The organism is Halosolutus sp. YCN4, assembly GCF_059736495.1.
The window spans coordinates 263223-280841 of the sequence record NZ_JCASSM010000001.1 but is presented as its reverse complement, the minus strand read 5'-3'; the positions used below and the strand labels follow the sequence as shown (position 1 = coordinate 280841).

Sequence of the window (17619 nt, the reverse complement as noted above, 5' to 3'; positions counted from 1 at the left end):
CCGATCGTCTCCGCTTCGGATCGGTTTCGTCGTGCAGTACGCTGTCGCTCGAGACGCGCACCGACCGCTGAGAACGTGGACGCCACGGGTTCGGCGTCGAAATCGAGATCGAAATTAGGGGGCGTCTCGGGAACCGTCGATCCCCTTCGCGAACACCCGGGCGATGCCGTCGAAGTACCCGGTCCCCCAGAGGGCGACGAGGACGGCGCCGACGGCGTTGAACAGGAGGTCGAACGCGATGTCGTCGGTCCCGTACTGGGCGAGGAGGGCCTCACCGCCGACGAGGCTGGCGAGGCCCCCGGAGGCGAACTCGAGGATCTCCCAGCAGACGCCGAAGGCGAGCACGAAGACGACGATGAACACGAAGCGAAACTCGGCGGGGAACTCCACGGCGCTCCCCGAGCGATCGAGCGCGTCGACGACGGCGTACCCGACGCCGGCGACGAGCGTCGCCGAGACGGTGTGGGTGAACTGATCGAACCAGCCGAACCACGCGTACAGGCCGACCGCGCCGACCGCGTGGAGGAACGCGGCGGCGGCGATCCAGAGGGCGAGTCCGCCCCCGATCTCGTGGTCGAACTCGCGGCGGACGAGCGCCGGCGTGAAGGTGAGTGCGAGCGGGACCGCACCGTTGGCTGCGAGATTCGGATCGGCCGTGAAGATCGCGTAGCCCACGAGTAGCGCGAGTGCGCCCTGTAGCAGGTGGACGAACTGCCAGCAGCGTCGCTCTGAGAGTCCGAGAACGGTCTCGCTGTCGGCCGTCACGGTACATCACCCGCTGACTCGTGGTCGTGATCTCGGCCAGGATCGCGTTCTCTCTGCTGTCCCCGTTCGCGGTCGTCCCCTCGCCGGACGCCGCCCGCGGCGTCGTGTCGGAAGAAGTAGAGCACGAACAGCGCACCCGCGAGTCCTCCGAACGCGGTCGCGTAGACGAGATCCCACATCACCTCGACCGTCCCCGTGAGGTGGGAGGTCCCGAGCAGCGCGTCGGCGGCCCACTGGACGACGACCCAGCAGCCGGCGACGGCCATCGTCGCGAGGACGACGAACACCACGGCGAATCGCGACGTCATCTCGACCGGCGTGTACGCGTCGAGTTCCACGGTGACGAGCAACGCGATGGTGGCGACCGTGAGAAAGCCCGCGATCGGGAGCGGTCTCACCAGACGAAGCCCGAGCGGAGCGGCCGCGATCGCCAGCACCTCCCACGGGAGCATCACGAGCGCGTCCCGCTGTCGGAGCGTCGGAACCATCGCGAGTACGACGACCGCCGTCGCGAGCGCAGTCCAGACGAACGCCCCCGATAGAGCGGTCACGACGGCGGTGACGGCGATCACGCCGACGATCGGCCAGGAGATCGCGGCGTTCACCCGCTCGTTCTCGACGAGGGTACCGAGAACATCCATGGGAGCCGTACGGCCCGGGTAGTTCTAAACCGGTTGCCTGCTATGTGATTCACACTGGCCATCCCGAGCGCATCACTCGGCGAGGAGCGTGCTCGCGAGTGGGGGAAATCTCCGGTGGGCGAAATGCACCGCGAGGACGACGACGATCGGCCCGAGAAACAGGCCGTACCAGCCGAACGCCAGCGTCCCGAGGAAGTATCCGAGGAGGACGAGCCCCATGTGAATCCCGCTCCGTGCGGAGAGCAACGACCGGGCGAAGAAGTCCGGAACGGTGTCGACGACGGTGAACGAGAGGAGGAAAAACGCGATCGGCTGCCAGAGCGGCGCGGGGCCCGCGAGCGACAGGACGAGGAGGTACAGCCCGTACGGGACGTAGACGATTTTCATCCCGACGGCCGGAATCAGCGTCCCGATCCCGATCAGAAAGGCGAGCAACACCGGCGTGGCGACGATCTGACCGCCGGGCGCGAACAGGTTCAGGGCGAGGTAGGTGCCGGCGGCGATGACGGCCGCGACCCCGACGATCGCGAGGTTGCCGACGAAGATCGTCTCGAGGTCGTCGTCGACCGCTTCGAGGAACGAGACGATGTCCTCGTCGTGGTCGACGCTCCTCGAGAACCACCGTCGAAGCTTCGAGTCGTCCCGCAGCAGGTAAAAGAGGAACGTGATCATGAGGAAGATCCGCGCGAGGACTCCGAAGACGGATCCCGCGATCGACGAGAGTGGACCGAAGGCGGCCGGAATCCCCTGCTGGAGCGCCGAGGTGACCGATCGGCCGGTGTCCGAGGCGAGCGCCTCCCGAAGGCGACCCACGTCCCGTTCGCGGGCCACCGAGAGGTACGGTTCGAGGGCCGACCGGTAGACTTCGAGGTCGCTCGCGGCGAGGAACTGGTCGAGTTCGCCGAGCGCCACGAGCCCGGCGTAGCCGACGACCGCCACCATCGGAACGACGACGAACAGGATCGTGATCGACGCAGTGACGTTCGGGTGGTCGACGCGCCGATCGAGCAGGCGGTAGAGTGGCCGAGTGGCGTAGTAGAGAAAGATTGCGAAGAGCAGGGTCCCGAGGTAGCTGAAGAGGGCGAATCCGATCGCGAGGGCGATGGCCAGTCCGAGGCCGGACCAGAGGGCGCGGCGGCCGTCCCACCCGTTGAACGCGCACATGGTCTGGAAACGTGGGCGCGAAGCAAAAGCCACCGGCGTGACACTGCACGCAACTGCAAGGGCCTCCGGCTACACGGGGGGCGACGAGTGCGCGTGTGGCCGTCACGAGCGCGAGGATCTGCCACGCCCGGCGTCACGGGAACCGGGGCACGCGGTCGCGCCGGGACCGACCGTCACTCGGTGTCGACGCGAACGACGACGTGAATCTCGTCGTACCGAATGCTTCCTTCGTCGAGCGGTTGCCCGTCGAGTTCGAGGTAGCCCGGTTCGATCCCCGTCACGGTTCCGGTCCGTTCGGGATCGTCCGCCCCGGTTCGATCGGCCTCCCAGACCTCGACCTCGTCGCCGACCGAGACGTGTTGCTGGACGAGCGTCGCGGCCTCTCGCTGGTCGGCGTCCGAGGGGATAGTGAGATCAGTCATTGGCGATGGGAGAGACCACGGCGACGCCATTAGTGGTGGTGCCGGCAATGACACGATCGTTTTTGTGTGAGAGCGCCAAAAGGAGGGGCATGAAAACCATCAAGGACAGCGTCCACGACCACATCCGGATCGACGGTGTGGCGCGGGACCTCCTCGATACGCCGGCCGTCCAGCGACTCCGGCGAATCGCCCAGCTAGGGACCGTCTCGCTCGTCTACCCGTCGGCCAACCACACCCGCTTCGAGCACAGTCTCGGCGTCTACCATCTCGCGTGTGCGGCCCTCGAAGAACTCGGCGTCGAGGGGAAACGGGCCGATCGCGTCCACGCGGCCGCGCTCCTCCACGACGTGGGCCACGGGCCGTTCAGTCACAACCTCGAGTCGCTGACCTACCGCCGAACGGGCCGGTACCACGACGACGTTCACGACCTCCTGAACGAGGGACAGGTCGGGGCGGTCCTGCGGGATCACGACCTCGATCCCGACGCGGTCGCCGACCTCGTCGCGGGCGACGGCCGCTTCGGACAGCTCGTCTCGGGCGAACTCGACGTCGATCGGATGGATTACCTCGTCCGGGACGCCCACCACACGGGCGTCCCCTACGGGACGATCGACACCGGCCGGCTGGTCCGGGAGCTGACGTTCGCCGACGGCGAACTCGTCCTCGATGAAGGGAACGTCCAGACGGCCGAGAGCCTGCTGGTCGCCCGGGCGCTGATGAACCCGACCGTCTACAGCCACAGCGTCGCCCGGATCAGCAAGGCGATGCTCCGTCGCGCGGCGGAACGACTGCTCGAGTCGCCCGACGCCGACGTCGACGCCGCCACCCTCCAGCGAATGGACGATCACGACCTGATCGTCGCGCTCCGATCGTGTGCGGACACCGGCGAGTTCTCCCGCCGACTCGACCAGCGGGACCTGTTCAAGCGAGCAGTGTGGGCCGAGATGGACGACGTGCCGGGCGGCGTCATCGAGGCCGAGCACGAGTCGATCCGGGCGTTCGAGCGCGACATCGCGTCCGAGGCCGGTGTCGACCCCGATCGGGTGATCCTGGACGTTCCGAGTCGGCCGTCGATGACCGAGTCGACGACGCGCGTGATGGTCAACGGCGAGATTCGGCCCCTCGAACACCAGTCACCGCTGGTCGGGGCGCTCCGGGCCGCCCAGTACTCGCAGTGGCGGCTGGGCGTCTACTCGCCGGCCGAAGTGCGCGATCGGGTCGGCCGGGCCGCCGTCTCCGTGCTCGGACTCGACATCGAGGGGGCGCTGGTGAGCGAGGTCCGGAACGGCCTGGACGCGACGCTGGACCAGTTCGCCGAGTGACCGCAGGTGGACGACCGGCCGTGCTCAGCCGATCGATCCCGGGCGCTGACAGCCGATCGGCCCCGTCGCGGTCAGTCCTCCGCCCAGTAGTAGAGTTCCTCGCGCGGTGCCCCGCAATCCGGACACTCGGGGGGTAACTCGTCCTCGATCCGGCCCAGTTCGCCACACTCCCAGCACCGCCACATGACGTAGTCCTTCCCGGTGATGTCTCGAGCCTCGCCGATGGTCTTCTCGGGGGCGGCGTCGGGCGCGAGCACGTAGAACCCGTCGTCGTCGACGCCGCGGACGGTGCCGAGTTCCGTGCCGTCGTCGTCGTAGACCGTCTGGCCAACCGTGACGCCAGCGTACAGGTGGTCGTCCCGTTGACTCATACTCGAATGTGTGGTACCCTCACGCATAGTAGTTGCCCACGGCTCTCCTCCCGAGACAGGTCAGTCCGCCGACGCGGACGCCGGGCTCGCTCCTGATCGGACGGATGGCGAAGCTGTTTGCAGGACGATCGAACCGGGGTCGATCCCGCGGTCGACGATCCGACGTCGAACTGTTGAAGGGACTCCCCACGAACACTCCCCCATGGAACGAACGGGGACGATACTGCGAGGGCGGGACTTCGACCCCGTCGAAGGACGACTCGTCGTGGACGACGACGGCCGAATCGAGGCCATCGAGGAGGAGTCGGTCGACAGCACCGACGTCATCGTTCCGGCCTTCGTCAACGCTCACACCCACATCGGCGATTCGATCGCGAAGGAGGCGGGCGGCGGCCTCTCGCTCGAGGAACTGGTCGCGCCGCCGAACGGGCTGAAACACCGCCTGCTCCGGGCGGCCTCCCGGGAGGACCTGGTCGAGGGCATGCGCCGATCGCTCCGATTCATGCACCGGAGCGGGACGGCGGCCTGCCTCGACTTCCGCGAGGGCGACGTCGCTGGAGTCGAGATGCTCGACGAGGCCGCGGCCGACCTCGACGTCGAAGCGCTGTCCTTCGCCCGGGGTTCGATCGACGCCATGCACGCGGGCGACGGCTTCGGCGCGAGCGGCGCCAACGACGACACCTTCGATCGGGAGCGGGCCGCGACCCGTGAAGCGGGCAAACCGTTCGGAATCCACGCCGGCGAGGTCGATTCGAGCGACGTCGCTCTCGCGCTGGACCTCGATCCGGACTTCCTGGTCCACATGGTCCACCCCGAACCGGATCACCTGAATCGGGTCGCCGAGAGCGAGGTTCCGATCGTCGTCTGCCCGCGATCGAACCTCGTGACGGACGTCGGCTTCCCGCCCGTCGCGGACCTGGCCGAGCGGACGACCCTTGCGCTCGGCACGGACAACGTGATGCTCAACTCGCCGTCGATGTTCCGGGAGATGGAGTTCGTCGCGAAGGTCGCGGACCTGCCGGCCGCGGAGATTCTCCGGATGGCGACGATCAACGGGGCCGAACTCGCGGACCTCGAGTACGGGGTCCTCGAACCGGGACGCGAGGCCCGATTCCTCGTCCTCGACGGCGACTCGGACAACCTCGCGGGGGCGCGGGATCCGGTCCGGGCCGTCGTCCGGCGCGCTGGCGTCGACGACGTCAGCGAGGTCGTGCTCGATCCCTGACGGGGCGGCGCTCCGCGCCTGAGATATCAACCACACCACACGTTCACGTAACGTTATGGCCGTGGGTGCGGTATGATATCTACTAGCAAGATGTACGACTGTATCCTCGTCCCGACCGACGGGTCGGAAGAGGGCGAACACGCCCTCGAGTACGCCTTCGACCTCGCGCGGGCCCACGACGCGACGGTCCGCGTGCTGTACGTGGTCAACGTCGCCGGCTACGGCGGCCTCCCCATGGAGACGGCGTGGGAAGGGATCAGCGACGCACTGTACACGGAAGGCGAAGCCGCCGTGGAACGCGCCGAGGAGCTCGCCCCGGAGGACGTCGAGGTCGAAACCAGCATCCGCGAGGGGGCACCGAGTCGAACGATCATCGACCGGGCCTCGCCCGAGAACTGCGACCTCGTCGTGATGGGGACCCACGGCCGCGGCGGCATCGATCGCCTCCTCCTGGGGAGCGTCGCGGAACGGGTCGTCCGCCGGGCCGACGTCCCGGTGCTTACGGTCCGTGTCGGCGACGACGACGAACGCGGTGAAGCGGCCGAACGATCGCCCGTCGCCGTCGAGTAAGAGCGCGTTCTTCGCAGAAGGGCGTCGTGCCGTCGACACGCACAGCGACTGCGCTGGTCTGCGGTTCGATCGGTGACCGCCGCGGGTACGTGCGGCCAGCGGAACGACGGACGCCGCGTCAGAGTTCTTCGATGTAGGGAGCGACGTCGTCGTCGGTGACCTCGCGTCCGTGGACGTCCTTCAGGTGGGACCGCGCGGCCTCGTATATCGACTCCTCGAACTCGCTGTAGACGACCACGTCGCAGTCCGCGACGTCGCGACATTCGAACCGATACCGTTCCGTGACCATACGCTATCGAGTCGCGCAAGCATCAAGTAGGTGCTGCCTCCGGGGGTACGACCCGTCCCACTGCCGCCGTCGAAGCATTTGTATTCCGCTCTCGATTGCACACGTATGGTAGCGACGGGGACGGTGATCTCGGTTCTCGCCGGTGCGGTGACCGCGCTGTTCGCCGTCTTTCTCACGTTTTATCTGCGCAATCAGTGGCAGGAGATCCAGTCCCTCCGGGCGATGCAGACGGAACTCGACCAGAACGCCGATCGACTCCGGGAACTCGCTGACCTCCTCACCGCCGACCTGCAACGCCAGCAGGTCGACCTGCCGATCGAGGTCCCGCCGGGAACGCGGATGGAGATCCGATACGTCGTCTCGTTCCCCAGTTCCCTCTCGACCACCGCGTTCGAACAGTTGAAACACACCGGCATGTTCCTCCGACTCTCGCCCGAGATCCGCCGGTCGTTGCTCGAGTTGTACGATACCATCGATCGGATCAACCGATTGCGCCAGCACCGGGAGCGGATTCACTTCGACGACGTCGGGAACGTCCACATCGTGATCGATCCGACCGAACTCGACGTCGACCCGGACGCGACCGTCACCGAGGACGACCTCTCGGCGGAGACCCGACGACGGCTGGCGGATCTCCGGCAGATGCGGCGAGCCATGAAGGGCGTGAATCGATCGATACTGCGCCTCATCGCGTCGATCTCCTCGCCGGAGCTAATCGAAGAACTCGACCTGGAACCGTTCGCCGAGACCGATCGCGGTAACGAGCCACACCGGGACTCGCCGACCGGATCGCCGAGTGCCGACGGGGTCGATCTCGAGGCGATGCGATCGATCCTGCGCGACGTCGAGCGGGACTCGATCTGGTCCCGATTCATGTGACTCGACGCGAGCGATCCGGATCGAATAGCGCGCTGTCAGCTTCAGACCGGCCGGAGGTGTTCGCAGTCGCCCGCGGAGACGGTCTCACGCCCGTCGTCGGTCTCGACGACGAGCGCACCCGAGTCGGTCACGTCGATCGCCTCCCCCACGAGGTCGCCGGCCGGCCGATCGATCCGCACCCGCTGGCCGAGCGTCAGCGCGTGTTCGCGCCAGGCCGGCACGACGGCGTCGAGATCCGAGCGGTACCGATCGAACTCCTCCAGGAGTCGCTGGACGAAGACGCGGCGATCGACGTCGCCGGCCTCGGCGCGGATGCTGGTGGCCGTCTCGGGCAGGTCTTCGGCGTCGATGTTCGCGTTGACGCCGATCCCCACGGTGAGCCACTCGACGCGTCCCGTCTCCCCCTCCATCTCCGTGAGAATGCCTGCGAGTTTCCGGTAGTCGGTTCCGTCGATCGGGACGACCACGTCGTTGGGCCACTTGATCTGCGCGTCGACGCCCGCCTCGCGGGCCGCCTGCGTGATCGCGACCGACGCGGCGAGCGTGTACAGCGGCGCCCTCGCCGGCGAGATCGCCGGTCGCGAGACGACGCTTACCCAGACGCCACCCGAGGGGGCGGCCCACTCGCGTTCGAGGCGGCCGCGCCCGCCGGTCTGCTCGTCCGCGAGGACGGCGACGTCCGCGGCCCCCTCCGTCGCCAGTTCGCGCGCCCGATCGTTCGTGCTCCCGATCGAGTCGTGGTACTCGACCGTAAACGGCGCGTCGAGGCCGTACTCGACCGCCGGGCCGTTGTAGGCCGTGACCCCGGCGAGGTCGTAGCCGTCGGGACCGCCCTCGATCTCGAAGCCGGCCTCGCGGAGCGCCTCGATGTGCTTCCAGACGGCCGCTCGCGAGACGTCCAGTTCGGCGGCCAGTTCCGGGCCCGACAGCGGCCCGTCGTCGATCGCCGCGAGGATCGCCCGTCGCGTCTCGTTCATAGGCTGGCAAGGGGTCCGCTCGTACTTCAATCGGGAGGAATCCGCGATCGATCGTCCCAGTTACCCGACCCGTTTGCGATCGCTTTGAACACGAGCGGGATCGATCTACGAGGAAAACCGGAGCCGTGAGTCGGTATCGACGGAGCAGTTATAGTAGCCACTGAACCGATTTACACGCGGATCGCACAGCCGTCCTGCGATCAGATGTGCATCGACTGTCAGTGGTTGCTGTACGGTCCGGAACCTCGAACGGCCTCGTCGTCGACGTCGCCTTTCAGTACGAAGTGGTCCCAGGCCGCCGCGACGGGTAACTCGAGGAGTTCGCCGTCGTCCTCGTACCCGTACCACGATTCGTCCGGGTCGAACCCGCCGAACACTCGAACGTCCTGGTCGCCGGGGCCCGCAGCGAGTTGCTGTACCCGTCCGGTGGGAAAACTGACCCACAGATCGTCGTCCTCGAGGTCGGTACGGGTCGCCTCCAGGCGCTCGCCGTGCCGGTTCAGCGCGTAGAACGACTCGCCTTCGATAGCGGCCCGGCTTTCGGGCGCGTCGAACCGGACGCGCGTCCGATCGCGACGGCGAACCAGGTCCGTGAGGGAAGCGACGTCTTCGTCGACGCGTTTGATTCGATCGTCGACGGAGGGCGATACCGCGCCCTTCTCCTCGAGCATCTCGAGGGTGATGAACCCGAGGAAGTCGTCGGATTCGTGGATCACCTCGGCGTCGGTGAACTCGTCGAATCCGGCGACGTAGTCGTTCGTCGTGAGCGTGTACGTCGCCTCGCGGTCGAGGGGTGTACCCTGCACGTAGACGTTCTCGACCGTCCCATCACCGAAGTGATCGGTCCACTCGTACTGGACGCCGCCGACCTGAACATTCATCAACCATGCTCCTCGACGAGAGTATCGGACACGAGGTCGCGAATCGTCCGGTTTTCGCGAGCGTCACGACGACCGGTGTCGACAGCCCATCTCCGACGGATGGTCCCCGCGACGCCGTCAGATCCCGGCATCGACGTCCCGCTGGCGTTACTCGGCGACCGGGAGTCGCTGAACGGACCAGTCGTTATAAACGGAAGCGTGACAGTATCCAGCACGTAGCTACATGCCAGCCGACACCCCCTTGTACGTTCACCTCGAGGAAGACCCGCCGCTGGGCGGACAGATCGTCCAGGCCGTCTCGATGGTCGTCGACGAGGGGCGAGAGGAACTCGCGCCGCTCCAGGAGACCGTCGATCCGGAGGTGCTGGAGACGGTCGTCCGCGACGGGCCCACGCGATTCGTGTCCGTCGTCTACGAAGGGGTTCACGTGACCGTCCTGAACGGGACGCGGCTGGTCGTCCGAGATCCGGACTCGATCCACGCGACACTCACCGGCGTCTCGAACGTGCTCGTGCCGGCGACGGAAGGATCCGAGACGTGTACCGAACTGCTGACCCCGTATCCGCCGGCGTGGGAGAACGTTCTCACGATCTCGTTCGACGACCCGTCCATTCACCTCGAGGGCCGTCCGGCCGAGATGGGCGTCGTTACCGTCGGCGGATTCACGCGGTCGACATCGGCGTCCGAACCGGTCCGGACGGCCCCGGCACCCGACCCGCCGTCGATCGCCGTGGTCGAGGATCCGGCCGATCTGACGACGCTCGAATCGGTGATCACCGATCAGCTCTCCGCGTGGGAGGAGAACGACAATCGGACCGTCGTCTGCTTCCAGTCGATCTCCGAACTGTTACAGCACGTCGACTGGACGGCCGGTCGCCGATTTCTCGAGACCCTCGCCGGGGACGTCCGGGCGGCGGACGCGATCGCCCACTACCACGTCGACGTCGACGCCTGCCCGGGGGCCGACCTGGACGCACTCGAATCGATCGTCGACGCGACCGTCGAACGGGACGAGACCGGACTCCGGATCCGGAACCCGTAGAAAATCACCCGGCGGACGTGGCGATCAGGCTCGCAGTTCGCGGAGTTTCTCGCGACCCGGTGCGATCAGTTCGTCGAGACACGCCGCCAGCGTGCTCTTCGCGTCGGCGGGGTGGAGTTCGCCTGATTCGAGGTCCGCCGCGAGTGCCTCGTAGGACTCGTAGGTGAGGTCGCCGCCGTACTTCTCGGGTCGCTCGACGGTCACCGTCTCGAACCGCGGGAAGACGTGGTACTCGAACAGTTCGAGTACGGGGTTCTCGAGGTCGCCCTCGGGATCGCGCGTCGGCGGACAGAACGCCGAATTGACCTTCTCCTCGAGGTCTTCCGTGGAGTCTTCCATCGAAATAGTGACGCCCTCGCTCGAGGACATCTTCCCCTCGCCGGTGGTGAGATCGGCGACGATCGGCGTGTGGAGGGCGGGCCGGACCTCGTAGTCGAGTTCCGGAAGCTTCTCGCGGGCGAGCATGTGGACCTTGCGCTGGTCGAGACCGCCGACCGCGAGGTCGAGGTCCAGGTATTCGATGTCGAGCGTCTGCATCAGCGGGTAGACGAGGTGGCTCACCTTCGCCGTCTCGTCGCCCTGGATCTCGGCCATCGCGCGCTGGGCGCGGTTCATCGTCGTCGAGAGTTCGAGTTCGTGGAGGTCGAGGGTGTACTCCTCGTCCAGCTGGAACGCGGAACCGTAGACGAACTCCGTCTCCGCCTCGTCGAGGCCGTAGGCGACGAACTGGGCTTTCATCTGCTCGGCCGTGTCGCGGATCTCCTCGAACGTTCCTTTCCCGTTGAGGTAGGCGTGGACGTCCGCGAGCAGGACGACGACCTCCATGCCGGCCTCCTGGAGGTCGATCAGCTTGTTCGCCGTCAGCAGGTGACCGAGGTGGAGCACGCCGGAGGGCTCGTACCCGACGTAGACGCGCTTGCCCTCGGGTTCGCTCGCGAGGTTGCGCACCTCCTCGTCGGTGACGACCTCCTCGGCGTTTCGCGTGATCAGGTCGTAGGTGTCCATGTGTGGATTGAAACCGGAGGAGGAATTTATACCTCCTGATACGGCCTCCTGTACCGATTTCCCGGTGCAACCGCACGGCGGTCGCGGTTGCACCGGAACTGACCGACAGTAGTCCGTATGAAAGCCCGCGCGTCGATCGAGTCCAGTGTACCGGTTCCGCGTCGACGCGGCTCGATCGTGGACCGGCAGGTTGCGGACGACCGATCGGGGGCAGGGAGTCCAGACCGGCCGATCGCGGAGGGTTACGGCGCGCGACAGAACGTAGCGGTGCCGTCCTGTTGGACGTGGATCCGATACCCCTGGTACGTGAACGCTAGTCCCGCGTCGGCCGCGGCGGGCGGCGGTGACGAGAAGAGGTCGGCGATCAGCCCGTCGATGCAGTTGTAAATCGGCGAGATGTCCGCCGGATCGGCATCCTCGAGTTCGGCGACGACTTCCACGACCTGGATCGCCGGCGACTCCCGCGCGGTGTCGAGTTCGCGGCACGTGACGATGTCGTCGTCCGTCGAATCGATCGACTCGGTCATCGGTGATCGGATCGAAGCCCACGATCGAGGTAACGCTTGTACTGGCTGATGCATGGCGATCGGTGATCGTATCGAACATTGTCTGCCCAAGCCCCTTCCGACTGGTCCCCGTAGGGCCGACGCATGGGAGTTTCGACGGACGTGGTCAACGCCGTTCGGCGCAGTTTCCTCCCGCAGGTGCACTACCTGCTCGCTGGACGCTTCGACGGCTACGCCATCAGCCACACGACGGCCGAGGAGTACGCTCTGACGACCTACTGTTCGGAGGAGACCCTCGAATCGATCCTCGACGACCTCGGGTTCTCGCGGAACCCGATCGCGGCCCTCAAAGTGCGCGCGGACGGGAACACTTCCGAGGGGTCGTGGGTGTGGCGACCCTCCCCGCTCGCCTCCTACCAGTTGCACGTCGTCCTCCACGAACTCGACGAGGGTGAGGGCGTCGACGTCTACGCCCACTGGGAGTGTTCGTGGATCCGACATCCCTACAGACACTACGTCGCCCGCGGCTACGACGCCGAGAAGGGGGTCGAACTCGCGCGGCGGTGGCTCACCAGCTACGAGGGTGCGGCGCTCGAGGGACGTGGCGTCGACTACGAGATCGACGATTCGATCACGCGACGGGCCAGCGAGTACCTCTCGATGTCGTACTACCGGGTCGAGGAGGCCATCTCGTCGGTCACGTCACGTCTGCCGTACGCTGACGGTGAGGAGTCGCTGACGACCGATCGGGACGGCGAGCGGGACACGGTTTCGCCGCGGATCGCCGATCGGTCCTGACCGACCACGTGGGCGAGGAGACCGGCGTCGAATCGATCGGTCGATCGACGAGGTCCCGGACCGGACCCGGTGTGGACCCCGGTGACGAGAAAATGAGTGTATTTTTGGTGACGGAGACGCACCCACGTGGTATGGCTACCCATGCACCGGAGAACGGCGGCGACGCTGGTGCCGAACTCCCCGACGTCGTCCCGTTTACGCTACCCTACCTGTCGCGATTGAGTTGGGAGCTGGGATCACGCGTGGTCGACGACGACGAGTCGACGCGTCACAGCGAGTGGGAGCGGACCGGATCGTCGTGGACGCTGACGGTGTTCCGCGTGACTGACAATACCGTCATCCTGAAAATTCGCACGCCGGTCGGCCGGGAACGGTTCTACGGCGCTGCGCGATCGGATCTGCAGACGGTTCTCCCCCGTCTGGAGGAGACACCGTACTGGGAGCGACGCGACTGACGCCACCGACGGCAAGACCCGTCAGAATCCGTTCCGAATCCGCTCTTCCGCGTTTTCGAGCGCCGCCTCGCGATCGAACGTCTCGACGATCTTCCGCAACTCTGCCTCGTCGGCGTCAGCCAGGTCCCGCGCGTGTGCGGTCATGTTCGGAACGGCGCGAATGATGTTGTCGACGATCGGCACGTCGGCGACCTGCGGCGATCGCGAGAGGGGGTTCAGGTCGATCACGATCTCGGTCTTGTCCATCTCGTCTAGGGCCTCCGCGCGATCGCCGTCCTCCAGCGGGACGAGGACGACGTCGGCGGCGTAGATGCCGTCGGCGTCGACCTTCGCCCGCTGGTGGTCCAGGTTCGGAATCCGGGCGTCCGCCTCGAGGCCTTTGACGTCATCGGCACCGTGCTCGCGAAGGTGGTCGGCGATCGCCGCGATCCGCTCGGGCGTCCGGTTGAACAGGTTGACCTCGAGGTCGGCGCCGGTGGCCTCGGCGAGTGCGACCATCTCGCCGGGGACGAGCGCCGCCACGTTGCCGTTGATCGAGAGGACCGGTCGGTCCGCGAGCAGGAGGTGAGCGGCGGCCGCGCGTTCGGCCGCGTCGGCGCTCGGGATCGTCTCCTCGCCGAGCAGGTAGTCGAAGGCGCTCCCGCGGCCCTCCGCGTGCATCCCCTGGAGGTGGGTGATCCCCTTCTCGACGCCCTCCTCGATCCGGTGGCGAGTGAGCAGATCCTGGTACCGGGGATGGTCCTCCGGGATCTCCTCCTCGTCTTCGACCTCCGCTCCGACGGTCTCGTAATCGGTCACGATCGTTCACTGGATTCGATCGGTGAAAAAGAGACCGATCCGTCGAATTCGCTCCCGAATACGTCACACTGTTGAGCTACCCACCGCTAAAGCAGTGGGATTCAGCGTGGACTCCCGTTCTGGCCGTTTCCTCGGCAGGAGAATCGCCTCCGTTCACGTTCGACGTCCCGGTGTCTGCTCACGGGCGCGTGGCGCCCGTTCACATGGTCCGCGGGACCTCTGGTCCCGCGCCATTCACGCGCACGCCCACGGGTGCGCCTCCGTCGTCCTCAGTCTGGTTGCGACGGAGATATCGTCACCCGATGTTCTTCGCGGCGTCGTAGTCCGCGTGGTTCAAAACGGCAAAAAACGGTCGTCAGTCGGCGGTCGATTCGGCGCGGACGACGGTTACTCCGTGAACGTGATCCAGCCCTCGGGCGCGTGGGCCTTGACGTCGTTCATCGCCTCGCGCGCCTCCGTTCTGGTCTCGTAGGTCTGGGTACTCTCGGCCATCGAGCTGCCGTACTCGTCGACCAGCCGCCACACCCAGCCGTCCTCGTCCTCCGCGCTGTGGAGTTCGAAGGAGACGCTGTCGATCTCGAGGATGCTCGCTTTCTCGATCAACGAACGGACGTCCTCGATCGCCTCGCGGGCAGCCTCGTTCGAGACGTGGCTCTCGTTGCCGGTCGCGACGGTCCGACCGTCCTCGTCGAGCAGCCGCCAGCGCCACTGGTCGTCCTCGTCGGAGACCAGTTCGAACGAGGCGACGTCGAAGTCGACCCGGCCAGCGATCGGTGCGAGCTCGCGGACCTTTTCCACGTCGGACATGACCGCGTCCCTGTTCGAGGACGTGCCGACGCCGTTTGCGATGACCTCGCGGTCCCGATCGACCAGGTCCCACGTCCAGCCCTCGCTGCTGTCGAGGCGGATCGCGGCGTCCTCGATCGCGAAGATCGGGGCGTCGTCTGCGTGGCTCGTGAATTCCTCGACGGCCGCGACTGCGGCCTCGCGGTCGGCGTAGGTACCATCCGAGTCGGCGATCTCCTCGCGATCCCGGTCGAGGAGGCGGAACCGCCACTCGTTGCTGCCGTAGAGCTGGACGGCGACGTCGCCGACCGTGTAGCTCTGTGCGGACGCGGCCGCCTCGCGGATCGAGTCGATACTGGCGACCAGTTCGTCGCGAGTCGGATGCTCCTCGCCTTCGACGGCGACGGTCTCGCCCGACGGAAGGACGAAGCGCCAGTGCCAGTCGTCGTCCGCGTACGGCTGGAAGATGGCCTGATCCATCGTTCGAACGTTCGAGTCGAGGTGTTCGAGCAACCGGTTCATCGCCTCGCGCGCGTCATCGCGAGTCGGGTGGGTCGACGGATCCTCGGCGACGAGTTTACCGCCCTCGTCGATCAGCCGCCAGCCCCACTCGTTGTCCTCGTTGACGAACAGTTCGAACGCCGCGGTCTCGATCTCGAGCAGTTCGGCGTCTGGTGCCTGCTCTTTCAGCGTCATCATCGCCTCCGCGGCCTCGCCCCGGGAGGTGTGTTCCTCGCCGCTGTCGGCGAGCACGTTGCCGTCCTCGTCGATCAGCCGCCAGCGCCACTCGCCGTCGTCGGCCTCGTACACCTGGAACGCCGCGTTCTCGAACTCGATGAGGTCCGCCTCGCTGGCCTGCTGGCGGACCCGCTCGATCGCGTCCTCCGCGGCGGCGGGACTCCCGGAAGGCTCCCTGCTCCCGGCGATGATCTCGCGATCGCTGGTGACGAGTCGCCACTGCCACTCGGTCGTGTTCTCGCCGTCGGCCGCGGCCGCTCCGCCGTCGGTGACCACCGACCGTTCGTCCGCGCCCGTCGACAGGTCGTCGTCCTCGTCGAACGACAGTTTCTGGGCCGCGGGGAACACCTCGTACTCCGCGGTTTCGATCTCGGCGACGTCCGCGTCCCGCGCGTTCGTCTGGAGCGCCTCGGCGCGTCGCTCCGAGTCGTCGTGGTCGGCCACGCCCTCGGGAGACTCGGCGACGATGTGTTCGTTCTCGTCGATCAGTCGCCACTGCCACTCGTCACGGGACTGGTAATGCTCGTAGGTCGGTTCGCCGGCCACGGTGACCGCCGCCGATCCGAGTTCCGGGAGCAGGGCCTCCGCGGCTTCCTCCGCGCCGCGGCGGGAGCCGAACGTGTCGGTACAGGTCGCGACGACGTCGTCCGCGCTGTCGACGATCCGCCACGTCCAGTCGTCTCCCTGTTCGTGCAGTTCGACGCCGACGTGCTCGATGTCGAGCAGCCGCGCCTGATCGTAACGCTCGGCGAACGACCGGGCGGCCTCCTCGGCGCGTTCCTGCGTGTGGTAGCCGTCCTCGCTGGTAGCCAGCGGTGTTCGATCGTCGTCGACGAGTTTCCAGAACCACTGATCGCGCTCCTCGGTGTAGGTGAAGGCAGCGTCCTCGATCTCGATGACGTCGGCCTTCGGCCCGCGGTCCTTGAGAAAACTCACGGAGTTCTCCGCCTCGTCGCGTTCGCCGAACTCGCCGGCGCAGGTGCCGACGATGCTGCCGTCGTCGCGGGCGAGCGCCCACTGCCAGGTCCCGTCGCGACCCTCGTAGAGGCGGAACGCCGAGGTCGTCAACTCCATCAGACCGGCGGAACTGATCTGGGACTTGACGCGCTCGATTCCCTCCCGCGCGTCGGGCCGGGTGACGGCACTGTCCTCGGTTCCCGCGAGCGCCTCGAGGTGAAGAATGTTCCACGTCCAGTCGCCGTTCTCGTCCCGAAAGACGGCGAACTGAGCGCCTTCGAGCGCGTCGCCGGTCATCACCGGCGGATCTTCGGTCGTCCCCTCCTCTTCGACGAACATCCCTTTCCGCCCCGTGAGGACGGGGACGAGCGCCGTCACGCCCGCAATGATCGCGATACCGGCCGTGTAGACGGCGATCACTTCGGCGTCCATCCCCATTCCTCGCTCGCGCCAGTTATCCGGGTAGAGGACACCGTACATCGCGACACCGGTCAGCGAAATCAACAATCCGACGATACTCGCTTGAATCCCGCGCTTGCGCACCGGAAGCATCAGGCCGATACCGAACAGACAGAAGGCCAGTCCGAACGACGCCGCGACGCCTCCCCACCTAATTATCGTTTCCGTCGCGGAGCCCTCGACAGAGGTGTACCCCACGACGAACGCGAACACGCCGGCGGAGCCGACGATGTATCCAAAGATGAACAGCCAATAGCCATAGACGTCCTTTTTTGAGTCCGGTTCACCGACGTAGTGTTCGTACAGTCGGAACAGATTTTGGTGAAGGTCACTGTTGAAAGACATTGCGAAACTTGGAACGATAACTCGAACGGAATATAATAAAGATTCGGCTACTGTTTTCAAAACTGTCATCTAGTACAACTGAGTATACCGGGTTCGATCCGACCCACCGCTCGGGACGGCAGCGTCCGGAAGACGCCGGAACGGAACACAGATGGGCGGCTCAGGACCCCACGCGTTCACCGGTCGCCGTTCGTCGCACGGTCAGGACCGCTGACGAATCAGCG

Annotated in this window: 19 protein-coding genes and 1 pseudogene; 7 read left to right on the top strand and 13 right to left on the bottom strand. The window is 66.4% G+C overall.

The window, feature by feature from the left end; translation table 11 throughout:
- Positions 1-114 precede the first annotated feature (114 nt).
- The 4 genes from AC6I6X_RS01415 to AC6I6X_RS01400 form a co-directional block, all read right to left on the bottom strand.
- Positions 115-765, bottom strand: coding sequence for a DUF2238 domain-containing protein (locus tag AC6I6X_RS01415; protein WP_497928733.1), 651 nt, complete (start codon positions 763-765; stop codon positions 115-117).
- Positions 762-1406: a hypothetical protein gene (locus AC6I6X_RS01410; protein ID WP_497928732.1), complete on the bottom strand. Its 645-nt coding sequence runs from the start codon at positions 1404-1406 to the stop codon at positions 762-764. Before AC6I6X_RS01410 ends, AC6I6X_RS01415 begins: the two co-directional genes overlap by 4 nt.
- Before the next feature lie 72 nt (positions 1407-1478).
- Positions 1479-2570 carry an AI-2E family transporter gene (locus AC6I6X_RS01405; RefSeq protein WP_497928731.1) on the bottom strand — a complete coding sequence of 364 codons (1092 nt, stop codon included), beginning with the start codon at positions 2568-2570 and terminating at the stop codon, positions 1479-1481.
- A 173-nt stretch (positions 2571-2743) separates the two neighbouring features.
- Positions 2744-2992 (bottom strand): hypothetical protein, encoded by a 249-nt coding sequence (locus AC6I6X_RS01400; RefSeq protein ID WP_497928730.1) that lies wholly within the window; start codon positions 2990-2992, stop codon positions 2744-2746.
- A gap of 89 nt (positions 2993-3081) precedes the next feature.
- On the opposite strand from AC6I6X_RS01400, the gene AC6I6X_RS01395 reads away from it, so the two are divergent.
- Positions 3082-4314, top strand: coding sequence for an HD domain-containing protein (locus tag AC6I6X_RS01395; protein WP_497928729.1), 1233 nt, complete (start codon positions 3082-3084; stop codon positions 4312-4314).
- Between the two features lie 71 nt (positions 4315-4385).
- Here AC6I6X_RS01395 and AC6I6X_RS01390 read toward each other — a convergent pair whose 3' ends face one another.
- A complete protein-coding gene (locus tag AC6I6X_RS01390) occupies positions 4386-4685 on the bottom strand; it encodes a DUF7130 family rubredoxin-like protein (protein ID WP_497928728.1) in 300 nt (99 codons plus the stop codon).
- Positions 4686-4887: 202 nt separating this feature from the next.
- On the opposite strand from AC6I6X_RS01390, the gene AC6I6X_RS01385 reads away from it, so the two are divergent.
- Positions 4888-5910, top strand: coding sequence for an amidohydrolase family protein (locus tag AC6I6X_RS01385; protein ID WP_497928727.1), 1023 nt, complete (start codon positions 4888-4890; stop codon positions 5908-5910).
- A 90-nt stretch (positions 5911-6000) separates the two neighbouring features.
- A complete protein-coding gene (locus AC6I6X_RS01380; protein WP_497929630.1) occupies positions 6001-6480 on the top strand; it encodes a universal stress protein in 480 nt (159 codons plus the stop codon).
- 118 nt (positions 6481-6598) lie between these two features.
- Here AC6I6X_RS01380 and AC6I6X_RS01375 read toward each other — a convergent pair whose 3' ends face one another.
- On the bottom strand, positions 6599-6769 hold the full coding sequence (locus AC6I6X_RS01375; protein WP_250139919.1) for a DUF1059 domain-containing protein: 171 nt from the start codon (positions 6767-6769) through the stop codon (positions 6599-6601).
- A gap of 105 nt (positions 6770-6874) precedes the next feature.
- Between AC6I6X_RS01375 and AC6I6X_RS01370 the strand changes: the two genes are divergently transcribed.
- Positions 6875-7648, top strand: a complete 774-nt coding sequence (locus AC6I6X_RS01370) for a hypothetical protein (protein ID WP_497928726.1) — start codon at positions 6875-6877, stop codon at positions 7646-7648.
- 41 nt (positions 7649-7689) lie between these two features.
- Here the strand turns inward: AC6I6X_RS01370 and AC6I6X_RS01365 are convergent, their stop codons facing one another.
- Both AC6I6X_RS01365 and AC6I6X_RS01360 read right to left on the bottom strand, forming a co-directional pair.
- The gene (locus AC6I6X_RS01365; protein WP_497928725.1) at positions 7690-8625 is read right to left on the bottom strand and encodes a biotin--[acetyl-CoA-carboxylase] ligase; all 936 of its coding nucleotides are present in this window, start codon (positions 8623-8625) and stop codon (positions 7690-7692) included.
- A 218-nt stretch (positions 8626-8843) separates the two neighbouring features.
- Entirely contained in the window at positions 8844-9506 is a 663-nt protein-coding gene (locus AC6I6X_RS01360) for a 5'-nucleotidase C-terminal domain-containing protein (protein ID WP_497928724.1), read from the bottom strand.
- A 223-nt stretch (positions 9507-9729) separates the two neighbouring features.
- Here AC6I6X_RS01360 and AC6I6X_RS01355 point away from each other — a divergent pair, with 223 nt between their 5' ends.
- The gene (locus tag AC6I6X_RS01355) at positions 9730-10548 is read left to right on the top strand and encodes a DUF7504 family protein (RefSeq protein WP_497928723.1); all 819 of its coding nucleotides are present in this window, start codon (positions 9730-9732) and stop codon (positions 10546-10548) included.
- A 24-nt stretch (positions 10549-10572) separates the two neighbouring features.
- Here AC6I6X_RS01355 and AC6I6X_RS01350 read toward each other — a convergent pair whose 3' ends face one another.
- Complete coding sequence (locus AC6I6X_RS01350; RefSeq protein ID WP_497928722.1) at positions 10573-11553, bottom strand: tyrosine--tRNA ligase; 981 nt, start codon at positions 11551-11553, stop codon at positions 10573-10575.
- Between the two features lie 242 nt (positions 11554-11795).
- Positions 11796-12080, bottom strand: coding sequence for a HalOD1 output domain-containing protein (locus AC6I6X_RS01345; RefSeq protein WP_497928721.1), 285 nt, complete (start codon positions 12078-12080; stop codon positions 11796-11798).
- A gap of 123 nt (positions 12081-12203) precedes the next feature.
- On the opposite strand from AC6I6X_RS01345, the gene AC6I6X_RS01340 reads away from it, so the two are divergent.
- On the top strand, positions 12204-12857 hold the full coding sequence (locus tag AC6I6X_RS01340) for a hypothetical protein (protein WP_497928720.1): 654 nt from the start codon (positions 12204-12206) through the stop codon (positions 12855-12857).
- A 131-nt stretch (positions 12858-12988) separates the two neighbouring features.
- A complete protein-coding gene (locus tag AC6I6X_RS01335; protein ID WP_497928719.1) occupies positions 12989-13312 on the top strand; it encodes a hypothetical protein in 324 nt (107 codons plus the stop codon).
- A gap of 21 nt (positions 13313-13333) precedes the next feature.
- Here the strand turns inward: AC6I6X_RS01335 and AC6I6X_RS01330 are convergent, their stop codons facing one another.
- The 3 genes and pseudogenes from AC6I6X_RS01330 to AC6I6X_RS01320 form a co-directional block, all read right to left on the bottom strand.
- Complete coding sequence (locus AC6I6X_RS01330; RefSeq protein ID WP_497928718.1) at positions 13334-14110, bottom strand: 4-phosphopantoate--beta-alanine ligase; 777 nt, start codon at positions 14108-14110, stop codon at positions 13334-13336.
- Between the two features lie 76 nt (positions 14111-14186).
- Positions 14187-14444 (bottom strand): annotated as a pseudogene (locus AC6I6X_RS01325) (RNA-guided endonuclease TnpB family protein); the annotation flags it as partial.
- Between the two features lie 53 nt (positions 14445-14497).
- Complete coding sequence (locus AC6I6X_RS01320; RefSeq protein WP_497928717.1) at positions 14498-17395, bottom strand: DUF1508 domain-containing protein; 2898 nt, start codon at positions 17393-17395, stop codon at positions 14498-14500.
- Positions 17396-17619 lie beyond the last annotated feature (224 nt).